General features: G+C 40.6%; 17 protein-coding genes and 1 other annotated feature. Of the genes, 4 read left to right on the forward strand and 13 right to left on the reverse strand.

Annotated elements, in window-relative coordinates; all coding sequences use genetic code 11:
- Window positions 1–4: 4 nt before the first annotated feature.
- The 11 genes from ACFSX4_RS03895 to ACFSX4_RS03945 form a co-directional block, all read right to left on the reverse strand.
- On the reverse strand, window positions 5–325 hold the full coding sequence (locus ACFSX4_RS03895; protein ID WP_377771732.1) for a ribosomal-processing cysteine protease Prp: 321 nt from the start codon (window positions 323–325) through the stop codon (window positions 5–7).
- The gene (gene rplU, locus ACFSX4_RS03900; protein WP_377771734.1) at window positions 325–633 is read right to left on the reverse strand and encodes a 50S ribosomal protein L21; all 309 of its coding nucleotides are present in this window, start codon (window positions 631–633) and stop codon (window positions 325–327) included. Before rplU ends, ACFSX4_RS03895 begins: the two co-directional genes overlap by 1 nt.
- Before the next feature lie 14 nt (window positions 634–647).
- Window positions 648–721, reverse strand: a sequence feature (ribosomal protein L21 leader region).
- A gap of 43 nt (window positions 722–764) precedes the next feature.
- Window positions 765–1,283 carry a rod shape-determining protein MreD gene (gene mreD, locus ACFSX4_RS03905; protein WP_377771736.1) on the reverse strand — a complete coding sequence of 173 codons (519 nt, stop codon included), beginning with the start codon at window positions 1,281–1,283 and terminating at the stop codon, window positions 765–767.
- A gap of 4 nt (window positions 1,284–1,287) precedes the next feature.
- Entirely contained in the window at window positions 1,288–2,136 is an 849-nt protein-coding gene (gene mreC, locus ACFSX4_RS03910) for a rod shape-determining protein MreC (protein ID WP_377771738.1), read from the reverse strand.
- 203 nt (window positions 2,137–2,339) lie between these two features.
- Window positions 2,340–4,073, reverse strand: coding sequence for an ABC transporter ATP-binding protein (locus tag ACFSX4_RS03915; RefSeq protein ID WP_377771740.1), 1,734 nt, complete (start codon window positions 4,071–4,073; stop codon window positions 2,340–2,342).
- On the reverse strand, window positions 4,060–5,805 hold the full coding sequence (locus ACFSX4_RS03920) for an ABC transporter ATP-binding protein (RefSeq protein WP_377771742.1): 1,746 nt from the start codon (window positions 5,803–5,805) through the stop codon (window positions 4,060–4,062). The genes ACFSX4_RS03915 and ACFSX4_RS03920 overlap by 14 nt, the downstream gene beginning before the upstream one ends.
- Window positions 5,806–6,235: 430 nt before the next feature.
- Window positions 6,236–7,390: an aminotransferase class I/II-fold pyridoxal phosphate-dependent enzyme gene (locus ACFSX4_RS03925; RefSeq protein ID WP_377771744.1), complete on the reverse strand. Its 1,155-nt coding sequence runs from the start codon at window positions 7,388–7,390 to the stop codon at window positions 6,236–6,238.
- A 1-nt stretch (window position 7,391) separates the two neighbouring features.
- Window positions 7,392–8,195, reverse strand: coding sequence for a MetQ/NlpA family ABC transporter substrate-binding protein (locus ACFSX4_RS03930; protein ID WP_377771745.1), 804 nt, complete (start codon window positions 8,193–8,195; stop codon window positions 7,392–7,394).
- Window position 8,196: 1 nt separating this feature from the next.
- On the reverse strand, window positions 8,197–8,856 hold the full coding sequence (locus ACFSX4_RS03935; RefSeq protein WP_377771747.1) for a methionine ABC transporter permease: 660 nt from the start codon (window positions 8,854–8,856) through the stop codon (window positions 8,197–8,199).
- Window positions 8,849–9,862, reverse strand: a complete 1,014-nt coding sequence (locus ACFSX4_RS03940; protein WP_377771749.1) for a methionine ABC transporter ATP-binding protein — start codon at window positions 9,860–9,862, stop codon at window positions 8,849–8,851. The genes ACFSX4_RS03935 and ACFSX4_RS03940 overlap by 8 nt, the downstream gene beginning before the upstream one ends.
- A 369-nt stretch (window positions 9,863–10,231) precedes the next feature.
- Complete coding sequence (locus ACFSX4_RS03945; protein WP_377771751.1) at window positions 10,232–10,642, reverse strand: phosphoribosylanthranilate isomerase; 411 nt, start codon at window positions 10,640–10,642, stop codon at window positions 10,232–10,234.
- Window positions 10,643–10,886: 244 nt separating this feature from the next.
- On the opposite strand from ACFSX4_RS03945, the gene ACFSX4_RS03950 reads away from it, so the two are divergent.
- Window positions 10,887–11,393, forward strand: a complete 507-nt coding sequence (locus tag ACFSX4_RS03950) for a GNAT family N-acetyltransferase (RefSeq protein ID WP_377771753.1) — start codon at window positions 10,887–10,889, stop codon at window positions 11,391–11,393.
- A 25-nt stretch (window positions 11,394–11,418) separates the two neighbouring features.
- On the opposite strand, the gene ACFSX4_RS03955 is transcribed toward ACFSX4_RS03950, so the two are convergent.
- Window positions 11,419–11,880: an AAA family ATPase gene (locus ACFSX4_RS03955; protein ID WP_377771755.1), complete on the reverse strand. Its 462-nt coding sequence runs from the start codon at window positions 11,878–11,880 to the stop codon at window positions 11,419–11,421.
- A gap of 92 nt (window positions 11,881–11,972) precedes the next feature.
- On the opposite strand from ACFSX4_RS03955, the gene ACFSX4_RS03960 reads away from it, so the two are divergent.
- Entirely contained in the window at window positions 11,973–12,473 is a 501-nt protein-coding gene (locus ACFSX4_RS03960; protein WP_377771757.1) for a GNAT family N-acetyltransferase, read from the forward strand.
- 80 nt (window positions 12,474–12,553) lie between these two features.
- Here the strand turns inward: ACFSX4_RS03960 and rsgA are convergent, their stop codons facing one another.
- Window positions 12,554–13,537 (reverse strand): ribosome small subunit-dependent GTPase A, encoded by a 984-nt coding sequence (gene rsgA / locus ACFSX4_RS03965; RefSeq protein WP_377771759.1) that lies wholly within the window; start codon window positions 13,535–13,537, stop codon window positions 12,554–12,556.
- A 554-nt stretch (window positions 13,538–14,091) separates the two neighbouring features.
- On the opposite strand from rsgA, the gene ACFSX4_RS03970 reads away from it, so the two are divergent.
- Together ACFSX4_RS03970 and ACFSX4_RS03975 are read left to right on the forward strand one after the other, a co-directional pair.
- Window positions 14,092–14,874: a gluconate 2-dehydrogenase subunit 3 family protein gene (locus ACFSX4_RS03970; RefSeq protein ID WP_377771761.1), complete on the forward strand. Its 783-nt coding sequence runs from the start codon at window positions 14,092–14,094 to the stop codon at window positions 14,872–14,874.
- A complete protein-coding gene (locus tag ACFSX4_RS03975) occupies window positions 14,874–16,637 on the forward strand; it encodes a GMC family oxidoreductase (protein WP_377771763.1) in 1,764 nt (587 codons plus the stop codon). Before ACFSX4_RS03970 ends, ACFSX4_RS03975 begins: the two co-directional genes overlap by 1 nt.
- Window positions 16,638–16,726 lie beyond the last annotated feature (89 nt).

Here is a 16,726-nt window from a genome sequence, read left to right on the forward strand (position 1 = left end):
CACCTCACAAATACTTTATATTAATATATTCCCCATATTCATCTTCTATGGTCTTAAGTGATATTATCATTGATTCAAGAATGATTTGCAACTTTTCCACATCAGGATCGTCTACTTCAAAATGAAACAGTCCGTTCTCCTCATTCATATTAATCATCGGCTCGCTCTTTGTCATATTGATTACAGCATTGACTGCACCGAACACAACAGCAGAAGCACCTGCACATACAATATCTTTGCCGTACTCATCAAAATCAGCATGACCGGACATTGTAAATGCGTAGACTAAGCCGTCATCATTAATATTAATTGTGACGTGAATCATTACGCTTCAATCTTTTCAATTGTCAATTTTGTATAAGGCTGACGATGACCTTGTTTGCGTGAATAGTTTTTTCTGCGCTTGAACTTAACAACAGTGACCTTTTTACCGCGTCCGTGTTTTTCAACTTTCGCTGATACACTTGCGCCTTCAACTGTTGGAGCGCCAACTTTAACGCTGTCTCCACCTACGAATAATACTTTGTCAAAAGTAAATGTTCCGCCTTCTTCAGCGTCGATTTTTTCAACGTAGATTGTTTGTCCTTCTTCAACTTTAACCTGTTTACCGCCTGTTTCGATGATTGCAAACATACTTACACCTCCTGATATTTAATAAGACACGCCATTTACAGGTGGACAACTGTCTCTTTAACCCGTAATTGTGCGGTTGATATTTACAAAATTCATCAACTACTAAACTATAGCAAAACACCACTGCAGTGTCAATATTTACCCAGAATATTTTTTCTCACTTTTGATGTTTTAAGACTCACAATAAATATAACCATATAAAGCAGCGCATTGATTAACAGACTCGGCACAGAACGGAGTGCGAAATAATCAAATAACGGCATGTCCACAAGACCGAGTATCGTATACACAAGATAAATATATGCATCATATAAAAATGTTAGCAGCAGGACAACAAACGCCATCGCCACAAAGTCTTTGTAAAAGACTCTGAATGCTGTATGCATGAAAATAACGAACATCACGATTCCAAAAGTATGTACCCCGTATATAAGACCGACATACACATCAATCATCAGACCGAACAGCACCGCAAAAAACGCACTGATCTGCGGACTGACATAGATGGATATCAGCAATATGTACATAAACAGCATTCTCGGAACAATATAAATACTCAGTTCATTGATAAACAGCGGACTGAACTCTGAAAATAAAAAATCAATATACATAAAAATCAAACCGCAGATAAATATAACCAATGCTCGCATAAAACTAATCCTCCACCGATTCAGGATTACGTTCCAGTACAAAGACCATATCCACATTTTCAGGACTGCTGTTCAGTCTGACATGTGCATTTTGACTTAAACCGTACTCATCATTCTCAACTTCAACCACTTCGCCGATAATCAATCCTTCAGGGAAGTCGCCGATTAAACCGCTCGTAAACACTTCATCGCCTTCTGCGACTGTCTGATTATTACGGATATTATCCACAACGAGAAGCCCCCGTTCCTGATCAAAGCTGTTGATATTTCCAAAAACCTGCTCACCGTCATGATGAAGTTCAACGGACAAATTGTTCTGCGATACGTTTGTAGTAATCATTTCAACAAAACTTGAATTACCGTTTGCACGTTTTACCGACCCGATTAAGCCGTCCGGTGTCATGACCGCCATACCTTCCTGGATGCCGTCATTTTCACCTTTATCAATAGTGAAATTATCAAGCCACTGATCCTGGTCCCGTGAAATCACACGTGCATTCACCGCTTCATATTCCCGCTTTGAACTGACATCAAGTGCCTCTCTGAGTTCTTCATTCTCCGCTTCAAGCCGTTCAATATCCGCCTGCATCTGCGGCAGCATGGACAGCTGGTTACGAAGTTCTTCATTTTCGCTCTGGGCTCTGAAGCCGCCCGTAATATTTGTAAAAATATTAGATATAAAATTCACCGGCGCGCCGATAATCGACTGTGTCGCTGCGACAGTATCACCAGTAAATTGTTCTGCTCTGGTGGAAGACGTCCGGTCGGACATAGAAAAACCGATCATTAGTATTAGTACAATGATACCGACAAGAATCAGTAACATACGATTTCGTGTAAAAAGCTTTACCAAAATGATACGCCCCCATTTAATTTTCTTAATAAAGAATACCACACTTCTGAACTTTCTAGAAAGCAATATTGATAAAACAATAGTGAGACAGTCATGTGTTTTTTTAACACTGTAAATTTAACGTGTTTCTTCATTAGAATAGTCTGATTGAAAAAAATACTGCAGAACATATCATGTCTGCAGCATTTGATAAATACAGATGTTTAATGCTTTGTCACCTGCATACGGTACATTTCAGCATATCCTCCGTTTAGTTCCATCAGTTCTCTGTGACTGCCTTCCTCAACAATAGTGCCCTGACTCAGCATAATAATATTTTCCGAATGCTGAATCGTCGAAAGTCTGTGTGCAATGATGAATGTTGTGCGGTCTTTACTGACCACCTTCATCGCATGCTGAATCATCTGTTCTGTCTCAGAGTCAATGTTACTTGTTGCTTCATCAAGTATTAATACTTTCGGCTTAAAAGCAAGGGCTCTGGCGAATGAAATCAGCTGACGCTCACCAAGAGACAGTGTTGCGCCGCGTTCGGTCAGTACTGTATCCAGACCATCCTGCATCCGTTCAAGCATCGGCGCTCCACCGACACTGATCAATGCTTTTTCTGCATCTTCTTTTGATATCCCTTCGTTATTTAAACGGATATTATAAAATAAAGTACCGCTGTAAATAAAAGGATCCTGAAGCACAATAGACATCACCGAGCGCAGATTTTGTTTGTTAATCATCCTGGTATTCTCGCCATCAAACAATATTTCGCCTTCATCCGGGTCATAAAAACGCATCAAAAGATTAATAATGGAACTTTTTCCAGAGCCCGTGTGCCCGACAAGTGCCACAGTATCTCCGTTGTTCACATCGATATTGATATTTTTTAATACCTTGTTTTCTCCGTCATAACTGAAATTCACATTCTTAAACTGAATATTTCCGTTAAAATTTTGAAGTCTTCCGGAATCTTCTTTTTCAGAATTTTCATCGAGCAGTTCAAATACTTTCACACTCGCAACACGTGCCTGTTCGAGCACGTTCAGCTGACTGACAATATCAAGCAGCGGGTTAAAAAACCGCGATACATAATCAACGAGTAAATACATTGCTCCGACAGTCAGCGCCATTTCACCGCTTAAAAATGTTGAAGCAAATATATAAATGAGTATCGCAAAAACAATTGAACGCATACTGTCGACTAAATTATCACCGGTCAGTGAATCAGCATTGACAATTTTCATCGCACTCTTCGTGTACTGATCATTCAACTGCTTAAATTCACCGGCAATTTTCTGCTCCTGATTATACACCTGAATAATCGGCATGCCGTTAATTGATTCATTAATCATAGCATTCATATCACTGTTTCTTTCACGTTTTACATGATTGTGTTTATTCACATACACTCTGTATATGATAATCCATAATATGATGACAGGGATGAATGCGAGCATTACCATTCCTGCGAACGGATTCACAAAATAAATTGCCCCTGTAATCCCGACAATAGTAAGAATGCTCACTAAAAATGTCGGAATGACAGATGAAAATAATGCCAGTATTGACTCTGTATCATTGGTAATTCTTGCAACCACCATGCCTGCCGGCAGGTTGTCAAAGTATTTCACCGGCAGTTTCTGGACATGTCGGAATACATCTGTTCTTAGTTCCTGTACGGTTTTCGCACCTGTATTCTGCAGTACAATATGACTGAAATACGCCGCCACGGCATGAATCAGGCGGATTAGGAAAAACAGTGCGAGCATCATGAGTACGGGTGATAAATCAATCGGACCGTCAATATCTATATATCTGTCGAGTACTACCATGAGTACCACCGGACTCAAAAGCTGCAGTGCTACTGTCAACACAGTGAGCACCACGCCGAGCACAAACCACCACTTAAATTTCATGGCATACGCCGTAACTCTTTTAAACTCTGTCATCAGGGCCACCTCCTGTCTGATAATAACTGTGCTGTGTACTGTACCAGCCCTCTTTTGACGATAATGTTTTATGGTCGCCAATCTCTATAATTTCACCGTCGTCCATTACAATGATTAAATCTGCATGCTGCACCGCGGACAATCGATGCGTCACAATAATGGTTGTTTTATCCGCACGGCTCTTTTGAATACTTTCAATAATACGTTTTTCGGTTTTAGCATCCACCGCACTAAGTGCGTCATCCAATATTAAAATATCCGGATTTTTAATCAGACTTCTTGCGATTGAAATTCTCTGTTTCTGCCCGCCGGACAACGCCACACCTTTTTCACCGACAAGTGTTTCGAGTCCTTGAGGCATATTTTTCAAATCCTGATCAAACGCACTCAGTCGTATCGCCTCAAACATTTCTTCTTCTGTTGCATCCGGACGGCCGAATAAAATATTCTCTTTTACTGTCCGTGAAAATAAAATATTCTCCTGGGACACATAACCGATTTTCTCTCTAAGCTCACTCTTACTGAGTTCCGACACTTTAACGCCGTCAATGATTAACTGTCCCGAACCCGACGGATAAAATTTTAAGAGCTGTTTAATCAGAGTCGATTTACCGCTCGCTGTTCTGCCGACAACACCAAGTGTCTCGCCTGCTTTCAGCTCAATATTAATATCTTGAAGACTTTCCCTGTCGCCGGTCGGATAACGGAACGTTACATCACTGAAATTCATTGATGTATTCTCTATTTTTTCAACCGCGTCATCTCCGACATCGTCCACAACATCAAGCACATCGATGATACGATTATATGAAGCATTGCCCCGCTGCATAATATTAAACAGCATGCCGATCGCAAACATCGGCCAGACAAGCATATTCAAATAAATATTGAATGCAACAATGTCCCCGGTCGTAATCTGTCCCCGGTTGACAAGTACCGATCCAAAAGCAAATGCAGTCACAAAACTTGCCGTTGTAATAATAATAGTGAGCGGACGGAACAATGCATCGAGTCGTTCAACTTTCATGAACTTATCCAGGTAATCGCCTGTCATTTTTCTGAAACGTTTATTTTCTGCATCTTCCTGCACGAAACTCCGTGTCAGCCTGACGCCTTCTACCACTTCGAGTACAGAATCATTCATCGCACCGAATGACTTCTGGGATTCACTGTGGGTTTCATTAATCCGCTTCCCAATTTTTGCTTCAATCACTGCAAGAAGCGGCAGCGGCAGCATCGCAAGAAATGTGAGCGGCCATGAGATCGTCACACCCATAACGATGACAATTGTTAATAAAAACACTGTTGAATCAAGCAGTGTCAGGACTCCGAATCCAAGCGCCACATTGACGCTCCTTAAGTCATTTGTTGCTTTTGCCATTAAATCACCGGTCTTATTCCGTTCATAAAAGCTCGGTGACAGCAGTAAAAATTTCCCCATTAAGCGTGTTCTGATAATACTTTCTATGTCATACGCACCGCCGAACAATAAATATCCCCATGTATAATTAAAAAGATAAGAGATCAAAATAATCGACAGCAGCAGACCAACTGACTCCCACATTAATTCCTGAGTCATGCTGCCGGATGATATTTGATCAATAACCCGCCCGAGAAACAACGGCGGCAGTGTATCCAATACATTCTGCATCAGAAGAAGCACGAGTATGACGCCGTACTTCAATTTGTGTTTTTTAAAATACCATTTCAGCTTTATTAAAATATCAAACATGTTAAACCTTCTTTCTTGATGTCGTAATTTTCGCACAAAAAAAGTGCGCACTATTTCTGTGCGCACTAAAAAATGACATAAAAATAGAGAGACTACAAAGCCTCCCGTCATAATATACTGTGTAATGGATTCATTATTCAGTAAAATTGCTGCTAACTTTCAAAGAACACACTTAAGAAGGCATTATTTAATTGATGGTTTGCTGTCGGGACATTCAGTAAGTTGTTGTACATATCAATTTCCTCCTTTTGTAAGTCTGTTTTCATTATAGTCCAGCAATTTAAAATTTACAAGAAAATTTTAAATTTTTACTGAAATGAAATTTTCGGTGAATTTAAAAATATGGTTGAACCTGATATTCCACCATACAAAAAAGCCGGATACTAAAGTGATCAACTTTAATATCCAGCCTTCAATTTAAGAAATAATTTCACTGCCATAAGTCCTTTATTTCTTTAAACCTGCTAACCAGTTCTTCTAAATCTGCATCCTCTACAGCAAGTGATATTCTGATATAGTTTCTGCCTCTTGAACCGAATGGAATGCCCGGTGTTACAAGGATAGACTGTTCCTTTAATAAATATCCGGTAAACGATTCACCGTCAAATCCTTCAGGCACCGGGAGCCAGCCGAATATACCGCCCTCTATCGGATTAAGCGGGACTCCCATCGCTTCAAACTCGGAAACAATATAATTTTTGCGTTTTAAAAATATCCTCTGCTGCTCAGGGAGTACGTCAGGTGCACTTGACAGTGCAGCAACAGCCGCATCCTGCAGTACGCCCCACATCCCTGTCTGGGTATGATCCTGAAATTTATTGATGGACTCAATCATTTCCGGGTTGCCGACCGCAAAGCCGACCCTGAAACCCGACATATTAAATCCTTTCGATAACGAATAAATTTCCATACTGCATTCGAACTCAGGGTCACTTTGGAGAATACTCGGATGTTTCCCTGAATAACTGAATGGTGCGTAGGCAAAATCATGTACAATCCGCGTTTTCGTATTTTTAAATCGATTAATGGTTTCATCAAAAAATGATTTGTCCGCAACTGCACCGAGCGGGTTCGATGGATAATTCAAATAAATCAAGCGGGCATTTTCAACTTCCTCCGGATTCAGTGCATCATACACCGGCAGAAAGTGATTTTCCGGATGAAGCGGCAGATCATATACTTCACCGCGGGCAAGGTTAACCCCCGCTTCATAATCTGCATATCCCGGATTCGGAAGATAGACACCTTCACCCGGTTCGATAAAAGTCATTGGAAACTGTACGAGTGCACTTTTTGTCCCGTATAATACCGCAATATTTTCCTCTGACAATTTCACATCGTATTCTGATTGATAAAATGCAATAATCGCTTCTTTAAATGACGCTTTCCCCCGGAAAACACCGTAACGCTGATTTTCCGGCTGTTCCACCGACTGTTTAACAGCATTAATGACTTGTTCCGGTGTCGGCTGGTCGGGAATTCCAACCGCAAGATTAATCACCCGCTTCTTTCCCGCTTCAAGTTTTTTACTCATCGCACTCCCGAAATAACTCGGCGGAATGGATTCAAGTAATCGATTCGGCATTTTATTCCTCCTCCGGCTTATCGAAACCTTCAAAGTCCTGATCAATCACTTCATTAAAATGTTCTGACTGTACAGCTTCAATTAAATCTCCTGCAAATTCACTGTCCACATCTTTTGAATTGACTACTATCTGGTTTCTGAAATTTTCATTCATACGCTCTAAAAACAATGCATCTGCAAGGTCCATATCACTCGCGAGGGCAAAGTTCCCCGGAACAAGTGACAGTCCAATCTGATCGACACTTCTCGGCAGCTGGCCGGCGTCCTGGAATATAAACTCGAGGTTCTTAGGATTTGAAGTGATATCTGATTCCTCAATCGCAAAAGTATTCGCATCATCACTGATTGTTATCAGGCCGGCATCCTGCAGCGTTAAAAGTCCGCGGGATGTATTCACCGGATCAAGCGGAAGCGCGACTTCACTGCCGTTTTCAATCTCTTCCAGACTCTCATATTCAGAAGAATAAAGTCCCATCGGCGCTGTCGGCACCTGAATCAGCTCGGAAAAATCAGTGCCGTTTTCTTCATTAAAATTATTCATAAAAGTAACATTTTGATACAGATTCGCATCAAGGTCGCCATTGTGAAGTGCATTATTCGGCTGTACCCAGTCAGTATATTCTACAATTTCAACTGAGTACCCCATCTCTTCCAAAGGCGGTTTAATTGCGAAGTTTACCATATCACTGAATGGTCCTGTTGATGCACCGATAGTAATGACCTCACCTTCATCTTCATACAGCAGCACACTGGATATGAGAACCACTGCAAGTGTTGATGCCAAAAATATAAATATACTGCGCATATTATCTGTCCCCCTGTTTCTGACTGATGAAATCACCAATCCATTGAATCAGCTGTACGACAACAATTAATACAATAACAGTCACAATCATCGTCACAGTGTCATATCTGTAGTAACCGTAGCGAATCGCGAGGTCGCCAATACCGCCGCCGCCGACAACTCCGGCAGTCGCACTGAAAGTAATGACTGAAATAATCGTCAGTGTAATTGCCTGAGTAATACTCTTTTTCGCTTCCGGAATCAGCACATCCGTAATAATCATATATAGAGGTGCACCGCCGGCAATACTTGCTTCAATCACTCCCGGATTAATACTGTTGAAACTCGATTCCACGAGACGTGCAAATAAAGGAATCGCTGCAATAGAGAGTGCAACACTCGCAAATACCGGTCCGTGTGATGCGTTCACGAGCCATGTTGCGAACGGCATGATTGCGACAATCAAAATAATAAACGGGAACGACCGTATGACATTCACCACTGCACCCAGTACTTGATTGAGGGGTTTTATTCTGAAGATTAACGGGTGCTGGGTGATATATAATAAAACACCGAGCGGAAGTCCCACTAAAACTGCGAAAAATGTTGAAATAGATACCATTAATGTTGTTTCTAAAAATGCTTTATATAAAAGCGGGATGAGTGTTTCCAGTCTATCCATAAATATCCGCCCTTTCTACACCTGCGATATCGTCTATATAAGTAAGCATCCGGTTAATCTCTGTTTCTTCACCGGAAACGCTCAACATAATAATTCCGAGCGGCTCATCTTTAATATATTCAATGCGGCCGTTTAAAATACTGATATCGAGTTTAAATTCACGATACAGCTGATTTAAATGATTTTCTTCTGCATTATCATTCAAAAATTTCAATGTGACCAGACGGTGTGCATCACTTTCCTGTATATGCTTTGGAACAATAAAATCATAAATATCCTGAACAAAGCCTTGAGTGACTGTATGTTTCGGATGACTAAAAATGCTGTAAACATCATTTATCTCAACAATTTCACCTGCTGACATCACACCAACCCTGTCTGCAGCATCTTTAATCACTTCCATCTCGTGAGTAATTAATACAATCGTAATACCAAGTTTTTTGTTAATATCTTTAAGCAGTTTGAGAATATTTTTTGTTGTTTCCGGATCAAGTGCACTGGTCGCCTCATCACACAGAAGCACTTCAGGATCATTTGCGAGTGCACGTGCAATCCCGACACGCTGCTTCTGCCCGCCGCTTAGATTACCCGGACGCTGATCATGCTTATCCGACAGACCGACCAGTTCAAGCAGCTCATTAATCCGTGATTTCATCTGCTTTTTGTCAAATTTCCCTGCTTTTAATACAAATTCAATATTTTCATATACCGTTTTTGACTCAATTAAATTAAACTGCTGAAAAATCATCCCGATTTTCTGCCTTTTAATACGTAAAGATTTTTTATCAAGATCCGTCAAGACTACATCACCAACAGCAACACTTCCTGTGGTTGGAAATTCAAGCAGATTCATCATACGCAGAAGCGTACTTTTACCTGCACCGCTGAATCCGATTAAACCAAAAATCTCTCCCGATTGAATAGTCAGGTCAACCGGTTTTAAGGCTTCTATCCGATTGCCTTTGTGAAGATATGTTTTAGAAACATTTTCAAGCTTTATTGACACAACACCACTCCTTAGCACTATTAATTTTTAACATAAACCATACCATAAAACTATGTATTATAAAAGACAAAAAAGAAGAGGTGGATATGTCCACCCCTTCTCAATACAGATAAATAATATAATATATGATATCTAGAACAACTTGACTCGAGTGTTCTATCGAAGGCATCCGCAGACCTGCGAATCGAAAATATAAAACATTATACGTTCAAGTGACCGCCTTGTTATGTTAGTTTAATTATATTTTAATCTAATTCTCATTTCAAGGGGTCATCTGCAATTATTCCCCTTTGTAATCTAATTGTAACATTGGATATGACCAATCACTTCATTCAATAATCCTGTATTTCTATTATAAAACCCTTCATATCAGTCGTCCAGAACTTCTTTTAAGTAATCAATTTTCTTAAAATCTTTAAAATTATTATTTTCATTTCTATAGCTGTCTTTTGATGATTCCTGATAAATTGACAGGAACTGTTCTTCTGACGGTACTGAAAACTGGACACCACCCACATTTTCCTGTCTTAAATCTTCGGGATTCACACCGGAAAACTCAAGCAGCGTATCCTTACTGCCGAATTCCACATAAACACCATTCTTTTCAAATTCATGTTCATGCAGGTCAACCAGTCTATATCCTTCATCTTCCATCAACGCCTGAATCTTATCCCAATGATATATCCTGTCCTCATCCGGGGCACGCCATCCCCTTGGATCACCGGGTACATGAATGTCAATATCAGACGGACACCAATCTTTCTCGCTGACATATTCCAAACCCAGCGATCCCATCAATACCGGGACATTTCCCGTTGCTTCAGGCGTGCGCCAATTTCCAAAAAATGTTTAAAAAGTTTTTCTTCCATACTACTCCCCTTTTCGATTTTTCAATTGTACATCGTATTTATTCTTATTATACTGATATTAGAGATTAAATAATTCTGAATTTTAATATTGTATTATGAATCTATAAAAGTTATCTTTAAATATAATAATAAAAATAATGGAAGCAGGGATGGTTATGGTAGAAATTAAAAGAGCAGACAAAGATCATGTTCACGCGATAGCGAAGCTGTGTATAGACGGCTACTGGAATACATTCGGCGGAACGCATTCCAAAGACTACATAAAGCGGATTATTAATGAATTTTATAATATTGACAGACTCAGAACAGAAGTTGACGAGAACAGTGAAGCCTGGGGCGGTTATTTCATCGCCGTCGATGACGGTAGAATTAAGGGTGCCAGTGCAGGCGGTATGATTGATTCCAATGCAGGAGAAGTATTCTTTCTTTATGTTGATTCCAATGAGAGACATTCCGGTGTGGCATCAAAACTTCTTGAAGCAGTGACTAAGCAGCAGGTTGATATGGGTGCCGATGAACAGTGGATTTCCATTCATGCAGAAAATGAAAACGGCATTGGATTTTATGAATCAAAGGGCTTCGAATTTAAGCACGAAGGTCCGGGCTCCGGGATTTATCAGGACGGCAACTACCTTTCTTTAAGGTATTCACGTAAAATTTAAAATAACAGGCACACTTGCGTGCCTGTTATTTTATATAACGATAAATTTCATCGATTGTATCTGTAACCGGCTGAGTCGTATCGATTGTTAAATCACTCCCCTTAATAATGAGTGCTTCAAAATCTTCTTTATCTTGAACGATCTTCCGCCATTCCGAGTCACTTCTGCCGAAAGGATTATCCGTTCTCTGCATGATGCGCTCCTTCATTACATGTAACGGAGCGGTCAGTGTAACGACAGCATCCAGATACGGATATATTTGCCCCTGATTCACTGCAGTTCCGGCAAGAAAAATATTTTCTTCGGAACGTGACCTTATAAGCTCAATAACCCGTGCAACATCCAATATATACTCTCCGGAATCGTCATGATATATCATCCATCCTCCGTAATCCAGATCGACAGTAACATTCCCGTCATCTTTCAAATGTTTTAACAGTGTCGATTTCCCTGTACCCGACATACCGGTCAAAAGAACAACAGACATAATACACCCCCGTAATGAAATTTATTACAATATTAGTAAAATAACCTTTATATAATATATTATAATAATACATCAATATTTAGGAGGTCGTCATGTTAAAAATAATTAATTTGGATATCCACAATGAAAAAGCACTCAAAGAAGTAAATGAAATTTTCCAACGGACCTGGAATGATTCTATCGAAGAATCTCTAAAGAAACATACAGGATACGAAGGTTTTCAATGTATACTGCTTCAAATTGAAGAAAAAACTATTGGTTTTGCATACGGCTATTCGAGTGTGCCGGGTCAGTATTATCACGACTTACTGCACCGTCATTTAAGTCCACAGGACTACGAGTCTTACCTGACAGACTGTTTCGAATTTGTTGAACTCGCTGTCCTTCCGGAATACAGGAAAAAGGGCTTCGGTGCCAGGCTGACCAACTGTCTTTTAAATCAAACACCTCACAAAAATGCAGTTTTAACGACGCAGTATGAAAATCATCGTGCGAAACATTTATATCATACACTCGCCTGGGTGACTCTCGATGATGCCTTCATTCCACGGGATGAAAGATATGTGATTATGGCAAAAAAATTAAATAAATAAAACAGACAGAGATTTTTTCTCTGCTCGGTTTATTCAATTGATGCCTGAACAGATTACACAGTACTCAAATACTGAATATTTCACCGCATCCGCTTTTTTCTTGCCTCATGCCGCATTTGACCGTTCACAATCCGGCGGTTTTCCAAATACCGCTTGTAATAGGCTTCTGTTATTTCACCGGTGTCTACTGCATTTAACACCCGGCACCCCGGTTCATGAACATGAGTGCAGTCATTAAATTTACATCCGTCTGCAAGCCTTTTTATGTCCCCGAATAACACATATTCATCCATTTGATTTGTCGTGCTGATGGTTTTAAAACCCGGGGAATCAATAATATATGCATTCACTGAGCCAACATACAGCATTCTCGTAGTCGTTGTTGTATGTCTGCCTTTGCCGTCCCGACGGACTTCATTCGTCAAAATTTCATCACTCTCAAGCAGTTGATTCAAAAGTGTTGATTTCCCGGCGCCGGATGAGCCAATTAATATTGCTGTTCCGTCTTTTTGGAATAATGTCTTTACAGTTTCTACAGTACTTTTTTGGAAATTAGAGAACACGGTGATTTCAAAGTCGGGATAAACGGATAAGATCCGGCTTCTGATTTCTTCAGCACGGTCCGAATAATCTCCTTTTGAAATTAATACATGCAGACTAATATTTTTCCTGTTGAAAGTCAGAACATACCTTTCAAATTTCGGCAGTGTAAAACGCTGGTCTGCTGCGATTAATATGAAAATTTGATCAACATTGGCAGCAAGAATCTGCTCCCCTTCTGCAGTGTGAAAACTCTTTGAAGCATGACTGGTCTGCTTTGAGACACTACTGATCCGCGGCAGTACTTTAACAATTAAGTATCCGCCCGCCTCATAGTCAATAAATTCAACAAAATCCCCGACAAAAATATCCTGTGTCGATAAATTATTGACAGTCTTCATCTGTACAACTTCACCATCACTCGTTCTGACAGTATATAAATAGTTCTTTTTATCAATAATTCGTCCATTCATTTCCGTACATTCAATCTCATGCATTTTAAAATATTGTTTAATATCATTCATTTTTCTGACCATCCTATTTTATTTTTTACGTATACTCCGAAGTATCAGACGACGCAAAAACATAATAGATGCCTGCCTAAGCATTGATTCTCTTTATTCACTTAAACTTCCCCGGTCCAAAATAAAACACTTCCCGTACGGCGAGTCTATACTCATCCTCCGGAAAGCGTCATGTTAATTGATATCTATTTCACACATCACTTATAAGCCGTCCTTAAAGCATTTCATGCCAAAGTCAGTTAAATGATATTTTAATATTTATCTGCATAAACCTTGAATTCGGAAGAGGGTCTGAGACCATATATTATGTTTTTGTTTAAACATTTTAATCTCTCCCTTCTAAAATTCATTAATTACAAATTACCACAAAATTTGCTTACAAGAAAGCCTTTTCAATAATTTCTTATAAATCTATGAATATATTTACAAATTTCATTTTTTAACCCCCTCATATAAACGTAATATAATTGTCATACTATTGACATATTTGTGGAAAGCGATACCATTATAGTAAGTATGTTTAATACTAAACCATATTTTGAGGGGGCATAATAATGGCTGATAAAAATAATGAGAAACAATTTTCGAGGCGGGACTTCCTAAAAACGACCGGGGCCGCAACCGGCGGTATTATCGGGGGTTCCCTTCTCGGTGGGTTAGTCGGATTCAGAATGGACGGCAGTAACGCACCGGCTGATGAAGCACCAACGGATACTGCTTCTGAAACAGAGTCCGGTGGAGAAGAAAGTGTTGAAGCACGTACTTTCTTCAGCCGGAGTGAGGATTTCAGAACACTGGCTGCTGCTGTTGAAAGAATTTATCCGGAAGATGATAACGGACCGGGGGCTGTAGCGCTTGGTGTCCCTTACTTTATTGACAGACAGTTATACGGCTTTTGGGGTTCAAACAGTAATGACTATAAAAAGGGACCGTTTGATCCTTCAAGAACAAGTACACATGGTCTTCAGGAAAGAATGAACCGGGGTGAAATATTCCTTGCAGGTGTCAGAAAACTCCAGGAAATCAGTTTGGACGAACACACTGAAGAATTTCCTGCACTTGACGGCGGTCAGCAGGATGATATCCTGAGACAATTTGAAGCAGGTGAAGTTGAAATTAAAGGAACGAGTTCAAGTACATTCTTTTCACTATTGAGAAGAACCACCATTGAAGGCGTCTATGCAGATCCTGCATACGGCGGGAATAAAGATATGCAGGGCTGGGAAATGATTAAATACCCGGGACCGCGTATGGGATGGATGGAAGAAATCGAATCGGAAGAGTTTCAGGAACTCGAACCTAAAAGCTTAAGAGCGTATCAAGGAGGCGGCGTATAATGGCTGAACAATTGGAAAAAGTAGATGTTGTTGTTGTCGGCATGGGCTGGGCAGGCGGTGTTGTAAGTGCCGAACTCGCTAAAGCAGGCAGAAGTGTTGTTGCATTAGAAAAAGGAAACAGTAAAACAAGAAGTGATTTTATAGGTGTTAAAGACGAGCTCCGTTTTGATAACCGTTATCATATTATGCAGAGTCTGGCGAATGATACAGTCACTTCCCGAAATGAGATTGATGAGACTGCACTTCCAATCAGAACACCCGGAGAGATGCAGCTCGGTATTGATGTCGGCGGTGCCAGTCTGCACTGGGCCGGAGCAACATACCGGTACTGGCCGTACGATTTTGAGATCCGCAGCCAGACCATTGAACGGTACGGTGAGGATAAAATCCCTGATGATATGAACCTTCAGGACTGGGGTATTACATATGAAGAGATGGAACCTTATTATGAAATGTGGGAAAATACCGCCGGAATCAGCGGTGAACAGGACCCGCTTGCACCTGAACGGGCTATGCCGTGGCCCAATCCGCCTATGAAAGAAACACCCTCTTTAAAATTATTTAAAGAAGCAACCGCAAACCTTGGACTGCATCCTTTTCAGCTTGCTGCAGGAAATATGACTCAAAACTATACCAATCCTGACGGAGAACAGTTGAATCAGTGTATGTACTGCTCGTTCTGTACGAGAGCAGGCTGTGACTTTGATGCGAAATCAGATCCGCTCGCAACTGTTGTGCCTACCGCGTTGCGACATGATAATTTTGAACTCCGGACACGCGCCAATGTAAGACGTGTATTGTATGATGAAGACAATAACCGTGCCACAGGAGTGATGTATACGGATGAAACCACCGGTGAAGATTTTGAACAGCCGGCTGATGTTGTTGTACTTGCTGCATTCGCATTCACGAACAACCGTCTTCTGCTCCTTTCTGAAATTGGAGAACCGTATGACCCTGAAACAAGAGAAGGTGTTATTGGAAGAAGCTTCAACGGTCAGTATAATCACGCATTTAACGGTGCCTCCGGTTACTTTGAGGATAAGCAGTTTAATTTATTTATGGGCGCCGGTGCACTGGGTGCTGTTGTAAATGACTATGCCGCAGATAACTTCGACCACTCCGACCTCGATTTCATCGGCGGCGGTGCAATTGAACTCAGACAGTACGGCTATGCAGCCATTTCAAGCAGTAACAATGCCCCGGGTGACACGCCAAACTGGGGTCAGGAATATAAAGAGCAGTCCTTAAAATATGCCTACCGTAAATTAACCATCTGGTATACCGCAACTGCGATGTCATACTGGCATAATTTTGTTGACCTTGACCCGACCTACGAAGATGAATACGGTGACCCGCTTCTCCGTGTCACTTATAAATTCGGTGATAATGAAAGAAACATTGCTGCTTTTGGTATTGAGCGATGCCGTGAAATCATGGAGGAAATGGGCGCAGATATTGTAGAAGAAGGTTCTGTACCGGAAGAGTTCAACCATGTCTATTCAGGCGGTCACTACACAGGCGGTGTTGCCATGGGTGATGATCCTGAGACGTCCGCTGTCAACAGTTATCTTCAAATGTGGGATGTAGATAATTTGTTTGTTGTCGGCGGCTCAGCATTCCCTCAATTCGGAAGCCACCATCCGACACCAACCATCGGTGCACTTGCCTATCGTGCAGCTGAAGGTATTGAGATGTATCTTGAAGACGAAGGACAATTAGTTGAAGCAAATGCATCATCAAGAAATCGTGCAAATGTTTAAATATCAGTAATATAACATATGCTTTCTAACGCCCTGTAAGTGTGACAGTAATAACTGCTTCAGCACTTTCAGGGTGTTTAAAATATTAA

Source organism: Corticicoccus populi, from assembly GCF_042686195.1.
Lineage (GTDB): Bacteria > Bacillota > Bacilli > Staphylococcales > Salinicoccaceae > Corticicoccus > Corticicoccus populi.

Coding starts and splice junctions, on each gene's coding strand:
- ACFSX4_RS03895 (WP_377771732.1), bottom strand. CDS start 325: ATGATTCACGTCACAATTAATATTAATGATGACGGCTTAGTCTACGCA.
- rplU (WP_377771734.1), bottom strand. CDS start 633: ATGTTTGCAATCATCGAAACAGGCGGTAAACAGGTTAAAGTTGAAGAA.
- mreD (WP_377771736.1), bottom strand. CDS start 1,283: ATGCGAGCATTGGTTATATTTATCTGCGGTTTGATTTTTATGTATATT.
- ACFSX4_RS03915 (WP_377771740.1), bottom strand. CDS start 4,073: ATGACAGAGTTTAAAAGAGTTACGGCGTATGCCATGAAATTTAAGTGG.
- ACFSX4_RS03920 (WP_377771742.1), bottom strand. CDS start 5,805: ATGTTTGATATTTTAATAAAGCTGAAATGGTATTTTAAAAAACACAAA.
- ACFSX4_RS03925 (WP_377771744.1), bottom strand. CDS start 7,390: ATGCCGAATCGATTACTTGAATCCATTCCGCCGAGTTATTTCGGGAGT.
- ACFSX4_RS03930 (WP_377771745.1), bottom strand. CDS start 8,195: ATGCGCAGTATATTTATATTTTTGGCATCAACACTTGCAGTGGTTCTC.
- ACFSX4_RS03935 (WP_377771747.1), bottom strand. CDS start 8,856: ATGGATAGACTGGAAACACTCATCCCGCTTTTATATAAAGCATTTTTA.
- ACFSX4_RS03950 (WP_377771753.1), top strand. CDS start 10,887: ATGGTAGAAATTAAAAGAGCAGACAAAGATCATGTTCACGCGATAGCG.
- ACFSX4_RS03955 (WP_377771755.1), bottom strand. CDS start 11,880: ATGTCTGTTGTTCTTTTGACCGGTATGTCGGGTACAGGGAAATCGACA.
- ACFSX4_RS03960 (WP_377771757.1), top strand. CDS start 11,973: ATGTTAAAAATAATTAATTTGGATATCCACAATGAAAAAGCACTCAAA.
- rsgA (WP_377771759.1), bottom strand. CDS start 13,537: ATGAATGATATTAAACAATATTTTAAAATGCATGAGATTGAATGTACG.
- ACFSX4_RS03970 (WP_377771761.1), top strand. CDS start 14,092: ATGGCTGATAAAAATAATGAGAAACAATTTTCGAGGCGGGACTTCCTA.
- ACFSX4_RS03975 (WP_377771763.1), top strand. CDS start 14,874: ATGGCTGAACAATTGGAAAAAGTAGATGTTGTTGTTGTCGGCATGGGC.